At 33.5% G+C, this 14,914-nt stretch carries 12 protein-coding genes; 9 read left to right on the top strand and 3 right to left on the bottom strand.

What is annotated here, in order from left to right; all coding sequences use genetic code 11:
- Positions 1-14 precede the first annotated feature (14 nt).
- The 8 genes from RBR53_07075 (at position 15) to RBR53_07040 (ending at position 7,207) form a co-directional block, all read left to right on the top strand.
- Positions 15-605 carry a Maf family protein gene (locus tag RBR53_07075; protein ID MDY0132415.1) on the top strand — a complete coding sequence of 197 codons (591 nt, stop codon included), beginning with the start codon at positions 15-17 and terminating at the stop codon, positions 603-605.
- Between the two features lies 1 nt (position 606).
- Positions 607-1,293, top strand: a complete 687-nt coding sequence (locus RBR53_07070) for a YggS family pyridoxal phosphate-dependent enzyme (GenBank protein MDY0132414.1) — start codon at positions 607-609, stop codon at positions 1,291-1,293.
- Positions 1,293-1,838, top strand: coding sequence for an epoxyqueuosine reductase QueH (locus RBR53_07065; protein MDY0132413.1), 546 nt, complete (start codon positions 1,293-1,295; stop codon positions 1,836-1,838). The genes RBR53_07070 and RBR53_07065 overlap by 1 nt, the downstream gene beginning before the upstream one ends.
- Positions 1,839-1,867: 29 nt before the next feature.
- Complete coding sequence (locus tag RBR53_07060; protein MDY0132412.1) at positions 1,868-3,673, top strand: M48 family metalloprotease; 1,806 nt, start codon at positions 1,868-1,870, stop codon at positions 3,671-3,673.
- Positions 3,674-3,762: 89 nt separating this feature from the next.
- On the top strand, positions 3,763-5,193 hold the full coding sequence (locus RBR53_07055; protein MDY0132411.1) for a phospholipase D-like domain-containing protein: 1,431 nt from the start codon (positions 3,763-3,765) through the stop codon (positions 5,191-5,193).
- Between the two features lie 11 nt (positions 5,194-5,204).
- Positions 5,205-5,861 carry a lysophospholipid acyltransferase family protein gene (locus RBR53_07050; GenBank protein ID MDY0132410.1) on the top strand — a complete coding sequence of 219 codons (657 nt, stop codon included), beginning with the start codon at positions 5,205-5,207 and terminating at the stop codon, positions 5,859-5,861.
- A 64-nt stretch (positions 5,862-5,925) separates the two neighbouring features.
- Complete coding sequence (locus tag RBR53_07045; GenBank protein MDY0132409.1) at positions 5,926-6,459, top strand: bacterioferritin; 534 nt, start codon at positions 5,926-5,928, stop codon at positions 6,457-6,459.
- A 319-nt stretch (positions 6,460-6,778) separates the two neighbouring features.
- Complete coding sequence (locus RBR53_07040) at positions 6,779-7,207, top strand: peptidylprolyl isomerase (protein ID MDY0132408.1); 429 nt, start codon at positions 6,779-6,781, stop codon at positions 7,205-7,207.
- Between the two features lie 84 nt (positions 7,208-7,291).
- Here RBR53_07040 and RBR53_07035 read toward each other — a convergent pair whose 3' ends face one another.
- The 3 genes from RBR53_07035 to RBR53_07025 form a co-directional block, all read right to left on the bottom strand.
- On the bottom strand, positions 7,292-9,583 hold the full coding sequence (locus tag RBR53_07035; protein MDY0132407.1) for a GspE/PulE family protein: 2,292 nt from the start codon (positions 9,581-9,583) through the stop codon (positions 7,292-7,294).
- Positions 9,580-9,819: a hypothetical protein gene (locus RBR53_07030; protein MDY0132406.1), complete on the bottom strand. Its 240-nt coding sequence runs from the start codon at positions 9,817-9,819 to the stop codon at positions 9,580-9,582. Before RBR53_07030 ends, RBR53_07035 begins: the two co-directional genes overlap by 4 nt.
- A 220-nt stretch (positions 9,820-10,039) precedes the next feature.
- Positions 10,040-11,878, bottom strand: coding sequence for an ABC-F family ATP-binding cassette domain-containing protein (locus RBR53_07025; protein ID MDY0132405.1), 1,839 nt, complete (start codon positions 11,876-11,878; stop codon positions 10,040-10,042).
- A 299-nt stretch (positions 11,879-12,177) separates the two neighbouring features.
- Between RBR53_07025 and ppdK the strand changes: the two genes are divergently transcribed.
- The gene (ppdK, locus tag RBR53_07020; GenBank protein MDY0132404.1) at positions 12,178-14,901 is read left to right on the top strand and encodes a pyruvate, phosphate dikinase; all 2,724 of its coding nucleotides are present in this window, start codon (positions 12,178-12,180) and stop codon (positions 14,899-14,901) included.
- The last annotated feature ends 13 nt before the right edge of the window (positions 14,902-14,914 follow it).

The following is a 14,914-nucleotide window of genomic DNA, read 5'->3' as shown; positions in this document are numbered from 1 at the left end:
AATATAGAGGTAAAATGGAATTCAAAAGAAATCACAAACCTTTGATATTAGCATCAAAATCACCTAGACGACTTGAGCTTTTAAATTCTGCTGGAATTTATCCAATAGTGGTGGAAAGCAGATTTGAAGAACCTGAAATTGATAATCAACCACCTGAAGATTTTGCAAAAATGCTTGCCTACTTCAAAGCCCTTGACCTTGCAAAAAGAAGGGTTAATTACTATGTTCTAGGTGCTGATACCATTGTAGTACTTGATAATAAAATTCTTTTAAAACCCAGGTCTGATAAAGAGGCTTTTGATATGCTTTCAAAATTAAGCCAAAACACCCATGAAGTGATTACTGGTTTTTCACTTATTTCCCCTGAAATTAAAAAAATCATCACTGCTTCTGTAAAAACAAAGGTTTCCTTCCGAAGGCTTTCCACAGATGAAATCAATTGGTATATAAGTACAAAAGAGCCTTTTGATAAAGCAGGAGCTTATGGAATTCAGTCAAAAGCAGCTTCTTTTGCTTCTTCAATAAAAGGTTCATATACAAATGTAGTTGGTCTTCCTTTAAGTGAAGTAATTGAAATTATGGAAAAAGAAAGGATATTTGAATAAAATGAATATAAAAAAAAATATAGAAGAAATAGAAAATCAAATTAAAAATGCCTGTAAAAATTCCAATAGAAATGATTTTCCAAAACTCATTGCAGTGAGCAAAACAAAACCAGCTGAAGATATAATCAAGGCATTTGAATCAGGACAAATTGATTTTGGTGAAAATTATATCCAGGAAGCAACGGATAAAATCGATTCTATAAATAACAATGAAATCCGCTGGCATTTTATTGGGAGGCTCCAGTCCAACAAAGCCAGATTTGCAGTAAAGTATTTTGATTTAATCCATTCTGTTGACTCTTTAAAACTTGCAAAAGAAATTAATAAGCGAGCAGCAGCCCAGGATAAAATCCAAAATATTTTAATCCAGATAAATACAGGTAAAGAAGAGCAAAAATCAGGAATAATGCCTGAAGATTCTGAAAATCTTTTTAAGGAAATCATCAATTTAAAAAATATAAAAATTCTTGGGCTTATGGCAATTCCTCCATTTGGAATGGAAGAAGATGAAGCAAGAAAACATTTTAGCCTTTTGCAAAACACACTAAACAACCTAAATGAAAAATTTCCAAAGCTTAAAATGACAGAGCTTTCCATGGGAATGTCAGATGATTTTCATCTTGCAATTGAATACAACTCCACCATGGTAAGAGTTGGCACAAAAATATTTGGGGAAAGAAGCTATTAATGAAACTTCTTTTACACACCTGCTGTGGGCCATGCACAATTTTTCCCCTGGAGCAGCTCAGAAAAGAGAACTTTGAGGTAATGGGATTTTTTTACAGACACAATATCCACCCGCTTTCAGAGTGCATGAAAAGAGAAGAAACCCTGAAAAAATATGCCCAAGACTCAAATCTTCCAATGATCTGGCAAAAAGGATATGAAATGGAAGAATTTTTGAGAAAAGTCTGCTTCAGGGAATCAAACAGATGCCAAATTTGTTATTATGACAGGCTTTATGCCACTGTAAAAATTGCTAAAAAAGGAAACTTTGAATACTTTTCCTCTACTCTTTTATACAGCAAACAACAAAACCATGAAAAAATAATTGAAACTGCAAAAGCCCTTGGAAAACAAAACGGAGTAAAATTTTATTACAAAGATTTCAGGGAAGGCTGGAATTATGGAATAGAAAAATCAAAGGAACTTGGAATGTACAGACAACAATACTGCGGATGTATTTACAGTGAAAAGCAAAGATATATAAAAATGCTTGATATTAAAACTTAAGTTTATTCCACCAAGGAAATATAAAAACTATGTTTGAAAATATAATTTATTTTATTTCAGCTCTTATTCTCTCAATTTTTTACACTGATTCTCTATCAAATAATTTCAGCTTAAAATTTTCTTTTGGAATTTTAATTCTTTCATTTATTCTTTTTTACTTTATCTGCGATCTTTTATTCAAAAAAGCCTCTAGAAATAAAGAACTGGATTTATTTAAAGTTTACTCAAAAAACCTGTCAATACTTGCAATAATAATTTTTGGAATCAATCTCTATATTTTTGAAATCCCCAGGATTTTTACAAAAAATATAATAACTTCACAATTTGAAACCATAGCTCCTTTGATAATGATTTCAATATTTACAGGATTTATGATTCTAATCTGGGAAAGATCTCATTCAAACAATCCCGAATACAATACAAATGAAATTTCAAAAAAAGAATTTATTTTTACCCAGCTTGGATTTTCTCTTCCCACAATTTTTCCCTGGTTTATTATCTCGGTTGTTTTTGATATTTTTGAGTTTCTTCCATTTAAAAACAAAACAATTTTTTACGATTCTTTTTTAGGACAGGTGGTTTATGGAATTTCTTTAATTCTTTTAATCAGTGTTTTTATTCCTATTCTTCTTAAAAAATTTTGGAAATGCACAAAATTAGAAGATGAAGAAACAATAAAAATTTTAAACAATTTATCTAAAAAAACCGGAGTGAAATACAAAGAAGCCCTTATTTGGCCTATATTTCAGGGAAAAATGATAACCGCAGGAGTAGTGGGACTTTTCAAAAACTTCAGATATATTCTGGTTACCCAGGCATTTTGTGATTATCTTTCACCAGATGAAAAAGAAGCTGTAATTGCCCATGAATTTGGTCATATCAAAAAAAATCATATTTTTTTATACCTTCTTATATTTGCAGGTTTTATAGTCTGTTTACATGCTTTTCTTGAACCTGCTACAATTCTATTTTTATTCCTAACGCCTAAAACTTTTACAAATTCCATGCTTCCCCAAAGTTTTGTTTCTCTTTTTACTGCAATAATTTTCATATCTGCATTCGTTTTATACTTTAGATATGTTTTTGGTTTTTTCATGAGAAATTTTGAAAGACAGGCTGACGGATACAGTTTTATTATTTCAGGCTCATCATTTCCCCTTGTTTCAACCTTTAAAAAAATATCAAGGATGAGTCCTGGAAGCGAAGAGGAACCCAACTGGCATCACTACAGCATAAGACAAAGGATTGAATTTCTTTTTAAATGTCAGATGGACAATACCCAGGCAAAAAAACATGATAAAAAAGTTAATTATCTGCTTTTGGTTTATTTTTTAACAATTGCTCTCATATTTTATGGGGGAACAAAAATAAATCTATATAAAGCCGGGTTTATAAAAAATAAAGCTGAAAAAATAATTATATCTGAACTTCAAAAAAATCCTGATAACTTTGAACTTTACAATTATCTGGGTAATCTCATGATGGAACAGGAAAAAGAGGAAAAAGCTATAAAAGCATTTGAAAAAGCTTTAGACTTAAATGAAAACTTACCTGAAACCCTTAACAATCTTGCCTGGATTTATATTACATCTAAAAACAAAAACATTCAAAATGCCAACAAAGGAGTAAACCTTGCAAAAAAAGCAGCTGAGATCATTGACGATCCGCCTTCTTATCTCCTTGACACTCTTGCCGAAGGATATTTTAGAAAAGGAAATAGGGAAAAAGCCTGTTTTTTAGCTAAAGAAGCATATAAAAAATCCAAGGGAAACAATACCTATTATAAAGATCAAATAAAAAAAATCTGCGATAAAAACAGTGAAATTATTTACTGAGTATATTTATACAAAACCCTCTAACTCTTACTAAGGAGTTTATCTTGGCAAAAAGCTTTTTTTACAGATAATAAACAGGTGAATAAAAAATGAAAAAAAGACCAATAGTCAAACCATTAATGTTTTTTATTGCAGCTATACTTTTATCAACTGGAATCTTTTATTTTATCAAACCTCTTCCTGATGGAACTAACTTTGAAAGTGATTTTCAAAATGTTTCTCAAATCAAATTTTTAAAAGATCTGACCTGGGTTAATAAAGAAAACACCCTTGAAAAAGATCATGAAATTTTAAATACTATTTTAAAAAAAATTGATGAGGCAAAAGACTTTATTCTTATTGATATGTTTTTATTCAATGACTTTATGGGAAAACCTCTTAAAAAAGATCAAAGCCTTTCCAATAAGCTTAAAAATGCATTAATAGAAAAAAAGAAACAAAATCCTGATATTTTTATCTGTGTAATTACAGATCCAATAAACACAGTATACAACGGCCTTGTTAATCCTATATTTGAAGAACTTGAAAAAAATAAAATCAAGCTGATATTTACAAACCTTGATGAATTAAGGGACAGCAACCCTGTTTACTCTGCTTTTTACAGGGTTTTTTTAAAAAGTTTTGGAAACTCTCCTGCTGAAACAATAAAAAGCCCATTTGGAGATGAAAAAGTTTCCATAAGAAGCTATTTCAAGCTTTTAAACTTTAAGGCAAATCACAGAAAAACTTTTATCTGCAACACTTCTTCAGATATTTTTGCAATTGTAAGCTCTTTTAATCCTCATGACCCAAGTTCATACCACTTAAATGCCGGTGTTTTATTCAATGGAAAAGCAGCCCTTGATCTTCTTGAATCTGAAAAGGCAGTACTTGAAATTTCAGGTTTTAAAAACTTTCCTGAATTTAATTTTAATTTTGACAATCAAGAAACCAGGGAAAAAATAAAAATAGTCACAGAAAATAAAATTTCACAAAACTTAATAAGCCTTATTAATTCAACTCAAAAAGAAGATAGTCTTGAGCTTGTAATGTTTTATCTTTCCCATAGAAAAACAATAAAAGCACTTAAGTCAGCTGCAAAAAGAGGAGTAAAAGTAAAGGTTTTGCTTGATGCTAATAAAGACGCTTTTGGAAGAAAAAAAAATGGAATCCCAAATAGAGTTACTGGAAAAGAACTAAATAACAGCGGGATTTTTGTAAAATGGGGAAATACCAAAGGAAACCAGCTTCACTCAAAACTTGTTCTCATAAAAAAATCCTCGGGAGAAAATTTTCTTATCACAGGCTCTGCCAACCTTACCAGAAGAAACCTTGACAACTATAATCTTGAAACCAATGTTATTGTAAAAGCAAAAACAGATACAACTTTTTTTAAAGATGTTGTAAACTATGTTAATATCTTATTTTCAAATACAGACTCAAAACAATTCAGTCTGGACTATGATAAACTTGGTAAAAATTTGTTTTTAAAAAGATATTTATATTTATTTATGGAAAAAACAGGAATTTCAACTTTTTGAAAAGGAAAAAAATGAAAATAAATACAAAAAACTTAATTACTGACAAAAAATTTATTAGGCTTGTTTATCATTTTATCAGGACATACTCAAAAACATTAAGATTTGAAGTTGTAAATGAAAAAAAATGGATGAACCTTTTAAATAAAGGTGAAAAAGTAATTTTATGTACACTCCATCAGCAGTTTTTTTCATATATCAGATATTTCAAAACCTACTCCCATCTAAATCCATCACTTATGATAAGCAAAAGCAAAGACGGTGAAATGATAGCAGGAGTTGCAAAACATACAGGATGGCATTGTGCACGGGGTTCTTCTTCAAGGGGTGGAAAAGATGCTCTTAACGAAATGATTGAACAAGTTGAGAAATCAGGAATTGGAGCCCATATTGTGGACGGACCCACAGGTCCTGTTGGAATAGTAAAAAACGGTGCAGTTAAAATGGCAGCCACCATTGGTGGTTATCTTGTTCCCATGCACTCAATCACTGAAAAAGACTGGCACGCCTCAAGCTGGGATAAATTTATAATTCCAAAACCTTTTTCAAAAGTTAAAATTGTTTACGGAGAGCCTATAAAGGTTGAAAAAACCGAAAACATTGAATTATTGGAAAAATACAGACAAAAACTTGAAAACAAACTAAAACCTCATTTAAAATATTTTGATTAAAATCAAAACTTGATTTTATAGTTATTCATATTGATTTTAAACCCATAAAAAAACGGAGGCAATAATGACAACAGCCGAAAAAAAAGAAAGAAGACAAAAGGTTATAGACGCTCTTAATGAAGCCAGAGCTATGGAACTTCATGCCATTCATCAGTATATGAATCAGCATTACAATTTAGACGATATGGACTATGGCGAACTTGCAGCCAAGGTGAAACTCATTGCAATAGATGAAATGCGCCATGGTGAAATGTTTGCTGAAAGAATCAAAGAACTTGGCGGAGAGCCAGTAACAGAACCTTTGGATAAAGTCACAAAAGGTCAGGATGTTAATTTAATCTTTGGTTTTGATGCAGAACTTGAAGATGACACTATAGACAAATACAATCAGTTTGCCCTGATATGCAGGGAAAACGGAGACAGCACAAGCGTGAAAATATTTGAGCAGATAATTGACGAGGAGCAGGCACATTTCAATTATTTTGATGATGTTAAAGAACATATTGAAAGACTTGGAAACACCTACCTTGCAAAAATTGCAGGGACTCCTTCTGATACAGGTACTGGGGCAAACGGATTTGTAAACACAGCCAATTAATTTTTACCTGAAGTTTTTCGATTTATCTTTTAAGTTCAAAACAATAAACAGGACATTTTTTGTCCTGTTTTTTTATTTTATCCTTGAAATTTATAAATCTGCAATTAGTGTTTAAATAACTGGTTAAAAAAATCAGTTAACTCTGACAAATCAATTATGTTTTAATCCCTCAAAAATTATTTTTATTCTTTAGAACCAACTAAGAATTAATCTTTTTTTGTATTATTAATTGATCAAAAATCAGAATTTTTATTTAACTATTGATTAAAATTTTGCCTGTACAAGGCATTTTTTTTAACAAAAATGAAAGGTAATTTTAATGACTTTAGCCCAAAACGGTAAAACAATTAAAGTGCATTACACAGGCAAGCTTGAAAACGGAGAAACCTTTGATTCTTCAAAGGGAAGAGAGCCGCTTGAATTTACAATGGGTGCCGGCCAGATGATACCAGGATTTGAAAAAGGCGTAGACGGGATGAAAGTGGGTGAAACCAAAGAAATTGTTGTTTCTCCTGAAGAAGGATACGGCGAAAGAAGAGAAGATCTTGTTGCAGAATATGATAAATCAATGTTTCCAGAAAATCTGGAACTCAAAGAAGGAATGCAGCTTGAGTCACAAACAGAAACAGGACAAATAATTCCCCTTGTAGTTAAAAAAATCGAAACCAACAAGGTTACTATTGACGCAAATCATTTCCTGGCAGGAAAAAAACTTGTTTTTGAAGTTGAGGTTGTTGCTGTATCATAAAAATTGTTGATTAACTAAATTACAGGGTTTAGACCCTGTAATTTTTTATCTTAAATAAACAAAATTAATGATTTCAACAATTTTCTAATTAATACAGACTTTTCTAACCTGAATAAGATCGCACTTACCCTGAAAAACTTTATCAATTCCATCTTGCTTAAGAGTTGTCATTCCGTCTTCAATACCCTGGTTTTTAAGTTCTTCCATTAATGACTGTCTTTGAATAAGCTTTTTAAGTTTATCGCTGCCTAAAAGAAGCTCATGAAGCCCTGTTCGTCCTAAATAACCAGTTTGATTACACTTTTGGCATCCATTAGGCCTATATAAAACAAGATCTTTTGAATATGGAATTTTAAGATGCTTTTCAAATGCTTTGTCTCCATATTCATGAACAAGTTCAAAATATTCGTCTTTAGTTGGATGATACTCTTCCTTGCAGTGTTTACAAAGTGTTCTTACAAGCCTCTGAGCCATGATACAAAGAATTGCATCGGCAAAATTAAAAGGATCCATCCCCATATCAAGAAGCCTTGTAATAGTTTCAGGAGCAGAGTTTGTATGAAGAGTTGAAAAAACAAGATGACCTGTAAGAGAAGCCTCAATGCCTATTTGAGTAGTTTCCTTATCCCTCATTTCACCAACCATTATAACATCGGGATCAGCCCTGAGAAAAGACCTCATGGCAGCCGCAAAATCAAATCCTATTTTGGGCCTGACCTGAACCTGGCGAAGACCTTTCTGAGTTATTTCAACTGGGTCTTCAGCTGTCCATATTTTTCTTTCAGGTTTATTTATATATCCAAGGGCAGAATGAAGAGTTGTTGTTTTACCCGAACCTGTAGGACCGCATACAAGAACAATTCCATAGGGCATTGCTATGCATTTTATAAATTCATCAAAATTTCTTTTGGAAAATCCCATATCAACAAGGGGAATAGGATCCCCTGAAGCAAGAAGCCTTAAAACAACATCTTCCACCCCGCCCTGGGTTGGAATTGTTGCCATACGAAGCTCTAAGTCTTTTCCTCCAAATTTTTTAAACTTTATTTTTCCGTCCTGGGGCTTTCTTTTTTCTGCAATATCAAGATCTGCCATGATTTTAAGCCTTGAAACAATTGCATTCTTAAAATGATAAGGAACTGTCTGATAAAGCATACAAGAACCATCAATTCTAAATCTTACCTCAGTATTGGTTTTACCTAAATAAGGTTCTATATGAATATCTGAAACATTTCTTGAATTGGCATCAAGGATTATTTTATTTACCAGCTGAACAATTGCAGAACTTTCCTCACTTACTGCTGATTCTGCTTCTTCCACCTCAATTTCTTCTTCACTCATCTGTGACAAAATTTCATCTATAGAGTCAAGTTGATCCTCTTTTTGGGTGAAGTGTTCAAGCATTTTTAAAATATCTTCTTTAAAAGAAAAACAATATTTAACTTTTTGTCCCGGAAAAAGAGACTTAATATCAGAAATCCTCTGGATGTCTTCGGGGTTGTCTATTGCAATTAAGGGATAGCCCTCTTCATCTGTTTTTACAGGTACCCATTTATTGCTCTTAAGAAAAGATACTTTAAGACCCCTCATAAGTTCGCCTGGAATTGGCATTGTTGATTCAAATTTAACATAATTTACTTTGAAATATCTTGCTATTGATTCCCCAATATCGTCTTTTGAAATCCTAAACTCTTTTAAAAGTATTTCTTCTACGCTTTTTTTCAAACTCCTTGCTTTTGAAGTTGCGTTATCAAGCTCTTTTTTGGTTAGAATATGATTTTCAAGAAGGTAATCAAATTTTCTCGGTCGCCTTTGAGTTGCAAGTCTTTTTTGATTATGAAGGGCTATTCCAAGAACCTGGGCAAGCTCAAGAACATAAATTTCATCCCTTTTTTCAAAGGCCATTCCGCTTTTTTTGTTTATAAGCTGAACAGCTCCAAGAAGAAATTTTTTATAAATTATGGGAACAACAAGAACCTGCCTTGTTGTAAATCCGGTTTTTTTATCCCAGCTTTTGTCAAACTCCAGCTCAGGATCCATTTTTTTCAATTCTTTATCGTCATAAACATTTTCAATGTTTACAAGTGCTTGCTTATAAACACAATAACCAGCAAGGGAGGTTTGGGAAATTGGAACTCGAATTTCAGATATTTCATCTCCGGTTTTAAATCTTGAAACAAGCTCTTTTTTTACACCGTCAACATAATAAATAGTAAGCCTGTCACATTCAAAAAGAGAAGTAATTTCATCCTTTAAATTTATTAAAATTTCATCAAGTTTTACAGCACCATTAATTTTATTGGTGATAGTCTGAAGCTTGGTTCTGTACTCTACTTCTGACTTAAGATGCTGAATATCATCGATGTTTTCGTTCATATATCCCTATTATCCCTGTCTGAGTTATCAGGTTTTATTTTGTTTTTCGGAAAAAATATTTTTTTAATTCCTGCTCCCCCAAGAAGAAGAGAAAAAATCACAAAACTTAGGTTAACAAAAAAAACAGACCCTGTAATTGCTTCCAGCTCCTGTCTTTGAACAAAAAACTTTACAATAACAGCAATGGAGGCGGCCAAAAGAACAATACCTGTTATTAAATCTTTTTTATTTTTCATTTATCTTAATAAATCCTTTCAAAACTAATTAAAACCTGAATTAAGGGTTTGAGGTAAAATATACTCTGATATTGAGTAACTTTCAAGTTTGGTTCAAATCTAAAAAACAATAAAAAGACAAACCAAACTCTTCAAGTTCTATTTGCCCTTAAGATTAAGATGAGTTGGCTAAAAACTTGAAAGTTTTATACAAAATAAATCAAAGTTTCATCAGGGGTAATTATTGTAAATTAACAATGTCTTTTTCAAATTTTAATTCAAGTTCTTCAAGCTCTATTGTTTTTAACTCAAGCTCATCAAACAAACTTTCAATTTCTTCCTGAACAATTGAAATACGCTTGGAAACACTGCTCATTTTTTCCACATCTCCTGTTTCAGAAGCATTTTGCATATCATCTCCAAGCTTTTTTTCCTCCTCTTCAAATAAAATTATTTTATCTTCAATTTTCTTGATTTCTTTTTTTAAAGGACGAACTGCCCTTGATTTTTCCTGAATTACAATGGCTCTTTGCCTTTTAATCAGTTTTTTATCCTGATTGTTTTCAGAAACTTCTTTTTTAGACTGTTCGCCCAGCTCTTCTTCCCACCCCACCTTTTCTAGAAACTCCTGATAAGTCCCTTCAAAAACTTCAATTTTATCACGATAAAAAACTATGAGTTTTTGAGCAACCGCATCAAGAAGCATTTCATTATGGGTAACCATTAAAACCGCTCCTGAAAAATTGTCCAGTGCTGAAAGAAGAGCATCACAAGAATCCATATCAAGATGGTTGGTAGGCTCATCAAGAAACAAAAAATTTGTTGGTCTTGCCAAAAGCTTTCCAAGCATCACCCTGCTTCTTTCTCCCCCTGAAAGAATACCCACAGGCTTTAAGGCATCATCTCCTGGAAAAAGCATTGCTCCGCAAATGGATCTTACCTTTGTCCTGTCAAGTTCATTGTTTGCGTAAAACACTTCATCTTCAACAGTGTTTTCATCTTTTAAATCATCAAGAAAATCCTGAACATAAACTCCTGGCCTTGCGTTGTTGTTAAAATTTATTTTACCTGAATCAGGCTGAATGATTCCTGAAAGGATTTTTACAAGAGTTGTTTTTCCACGACCATTTGCACCAATTATTCCTATTTTTTCCCCTGAATTAATTGAAAAACTTAAATTGCTTATAATTTTTTTTTCTTCTGAGTAGGAAAAATCAAGATTTTTTACATTTAAAATCTGTTTTCCTGAAAAAGGGACCTCATTAAAGGAAAAATCCAGCTGTTCAATTTTATCCAGTTTTTGCTTACTGCCCATTTTTTCCAAAGATTTCACCCTTGACTGAACCATTCCAGCAAGCCTTGCCTTGGCACGAAATCTTGTAATAAAAAGTTCTACTTCTTTTTTTCTTTTTTCTTCATTTACCCTTGTTTTTTCATAAATTTCTTCTTCTAAAATTATTTTCTCATAATATGACTGGGTATTCCCTTGGACTTTTTTCAATTTTTTCCGATGAATACCTGCAACATGGGTTACCACAGAATCCATAAATCTTCTGTCATGGGTGATTAACAAAAATTCCTTTGGCCATTTGGATAAAAATTCTTTCAACCATCTTATGGAAACTATATCAAGATAGTTTGTAGGCTCGTCAAGAAGAAGAAAGTCTGGCTCTCCCACAAGAAGTTTTGCAAGATTTATTCTCACCTGATACCCCCCTGAAAATTCCTTTGGAGATCTTTCAAAATCTGAAACTGAAAAACCAAGCCCTGAAAGAATTTTTTCAGCTTTCCAAATACTTTCCTTCTCATTTGGCGGAAGGGAGGCAGAAACTTCTTTTAAAAGAGTTTCCTTTGAAAAATCTAATATCTGGGTCAAATAGCCTGTTTTGTAGTTTCTAGGTGTCATTATTTCACCCTGGTCAGGTTCAGTTCCACCTGTGATAAGTCGCAAAAGGGTTGACTTCCCATGCCCGTTTTTGCCTACCAGCCCTACTTTTTCACCTGAATTTATTTTAAAGTTTATTGAGTCAAACAAAACATTTTGACCAAAACTTTTTGTTACCCCTGAAACTGAAATCACTTTATTTATACTCCTTGGTCCTTGATAGACCTAAATATTTTTCTTGACTTATATTCTAAAAATCCATAGTTATCCAAAACAAATAATCTGTCTAAGATATTAAATTATATATTTTTTTTATCTGATGAATACCTTGAACAAACATCTTTTTTTTAATAATATTTATATTTTAAATCAAAAAACATTTTGCACTTTTGATTTTAAATATTATTACACAATGCTAAAGACAAGTAAAAATGGTAAAAGTTTTTTAAATCTCAATATATTTTATAATAAAGAGTTGAAAGGAAGGGGATAGAATGACAAAATTTGTTTATACCTTCGGCAACGGCATAGCTGAAGGAAATGCCGCCCAGGCAAATCTTCTTGGCGGAAAAGGTGCAAACCTGGCTGAAATGGCAACTTTGGGCTTGCCTGTTCCTCCAGGTTTCACAATTACAACAGATTTTTGCAATGAATACTTTAAAAACGGCGGCAAATACCCTGATTCTCTTGTCCAGGAAGTTGAAACTGCTTTGAAAGAAGTAGAATCAATAATGGAGATGAAATATGGAGATCCAGACTCTCCTTTACTTGTTTCATGCAGATCTGGAGCAAGGCAGTCCATGCCGGGAATGATGGAAACCGTTTTAAATGTTGGTCTTTGTCCTGCAACTATCCCGGGCCTTATTAAAAAAACAGGCAATGAGTGGTTTGTATATGATGCTTATAGACGTCTTATCATGATGTATTCCGATGTTGTGATGGAAAAAGCTGAAGAAATAGTTCCTGTTGATGGACAGGAAATAAGAGTTCAGCTTGAAAATATGATGGACGACCTAAAATTTGAAAAAGAATATGAAAATGACACAGATCTGAAAGTAGAAGATCTGAAGTTTCTTTGCGAGGAATTCAAGAAAAAAATCCTTGACACCTTTGGCACTCCATTTCCTGATGATCCCAAAAAACAGCTTTGGGGTTCAATTGGAGCAGTATTTAAAAGCTGGTTTGGAAAAAAAGCCAATTCATACAGAAGAATTGAAGGTATCCCAGATGAATGGGGAACAGCCTGTACAGTAATGAGTATGGTTTATGGAAATATGGGCGAAACATCTGCAACAGGGGTTGCCTTCACAAGAAACCCAGCAACAGGTGAAAACAAATTTTATGGTGAGTGGCTTGTAAATGCACAAGGCGAAGATGTTGTTGCCGGATACAGAACTCCCAACCCATTAAATGATGACACCAAAAATGATCAAAACAAGCACCTTGTTTCTCTTCAGCAGCAGATGCCAAAAGTTTATGAAGAGCTTTACGAGATAAGAAATACCCTTGAAAAGCATTATAAGGACATGCTGGACATAGAATTTACTATCCAGGAAAATAAACTTTTCATGCTTCAGTGCAGAATCGGCAAAAGAACCGGAGCTGCAGCACTTAATATGGCAATGGAAATGCTTGCCGAAGGCATAATTAATGAAGAAACCTGTGTTACAAGATTAAAACCTGCCCAGCTTGACGAACTCCTTCATCCCATAGTGGATCCTTCAGCTGAAGCTAAAACAAATCCAGTTGCAAAAGGGCTTCCTGCAGGCCCCGGCGGTGCAATAGGGCAAATTGTTTTTACTGCTGAAGACGCAGTCAAATGGTACAAAGAAGGAAAAGAAGTCATTCTTTTAAGGGAGGAAACAAACCCCGAAGATGTTGAGGGAATGAGAGCTGCCAATGCAATTCTTACAGGAAAAGGCGGAATGACAAGTCATGCGGCTCTTGTTGCAAGGGGCTGGGGCAAATGCTGTATAGTAGGTGCTTCAATGCTTCAAATAAACTCTGCAAAAAAAGAACTTAAAATCGGCTCAAAAATATATAAAGAAGGAGATACCTTTACATTAAACGGTACCAGAGGTCTTGTTTATGAAGGAACTCTCCCCATGCTCGATGCTACAGAGAACCCCAATTTTCAAAAATTTATGTCAATAGTAGATAAATTCAGAACAATGGGTGTAAGATCTAATGCTGAAACTACAAAAGATGCAAAAGCTTCCCTTGAACTTGGTGCAGAAGGCATAGGTCTTTTTAGAACAGAACATATGTTCTACGGAGAAAACTCGGAAGAACCTCTTTTCCTTTTAAGAAAAATGATTCTAAGCTCCAATGAAGATGAAAGACGACTGGCTCTTGATGAGCTTGCTCCTTTTGTCAAATCAAACCTTAAGGAAACCATGGAAGTAATGAACGGACTTCCAGTAACAATTAGGCTTCTTGATCCTCCCTTGCATGAATTTGTTCCCCATTCAAAAGAACAGCAGGAAGAAGTTGCTAAAGCTTTGAATATAGATGTATCAGAAGTTGTAAAAAGGGGTGAAGGACTCAAGGAAAGCAATCCCATGATGGGACATAGAGGCTTTAGACTCGGAATTACTTTTCCTGAAATTACAGAAATGCAGGTAAGAGGAATACTTGAAGCTGCAGCAGAAATGATTAAAGAAGGAAAAGATCCAAAGCCTGAAATTATGGTGCCCGTAACTTGCGACGCCAAAGAACTTATAATTGCAAAAGAAATTACTGATAGAGTTTATGCCCAGGTTAAGGAAGCGTTCAAGCTGGAGAAAATCAACTACTCCTTTGGAACAATGATAGAAATTCCAAGAGCGGCTCTGCTTGCCCATGAAATGGCTGAAATTGCAGAATTCTTTTCTTTTGGAACCAATGACCTTACCCAGATGACCTATGGATTCAGCAGAGATGATTCAGATGTTTTCATGGGTCAATATCTTGATTATGAAATAATTGAAGACGACCCTTTTCAGACCATTGATAAAAAAGGGGTTGGACAACTGATAACCTATGCTGTTGAAAGAGGAAGACAGGCAAGACCCGGTCTTAAAATAGGAATATGCGGAGAACATGGAGGTGATCCTGATTCAGTTGAGTATTGTTTTGAAAAAGGACTCGACTATGTAAGCTGCTCACCATTCAGACTGCCCATAGCAAGACTTTCAGCAGCTCAGGCTGAAATTAAGGCAAAAAAAAAGAATAAGTAAAACAAAAAAAGCA

This window comes from Desulforegulaceae bacterium (genome assembly GCA_034006035.1).
Lineage (GTDB): Bacteria > Desulfobacterota > Desulfobacteria > Desulfobacterales > JACKCP01 > JACKCP01.
This window is presented reverse-complemented; position numbering and strand designations above follow the sequence as displayed.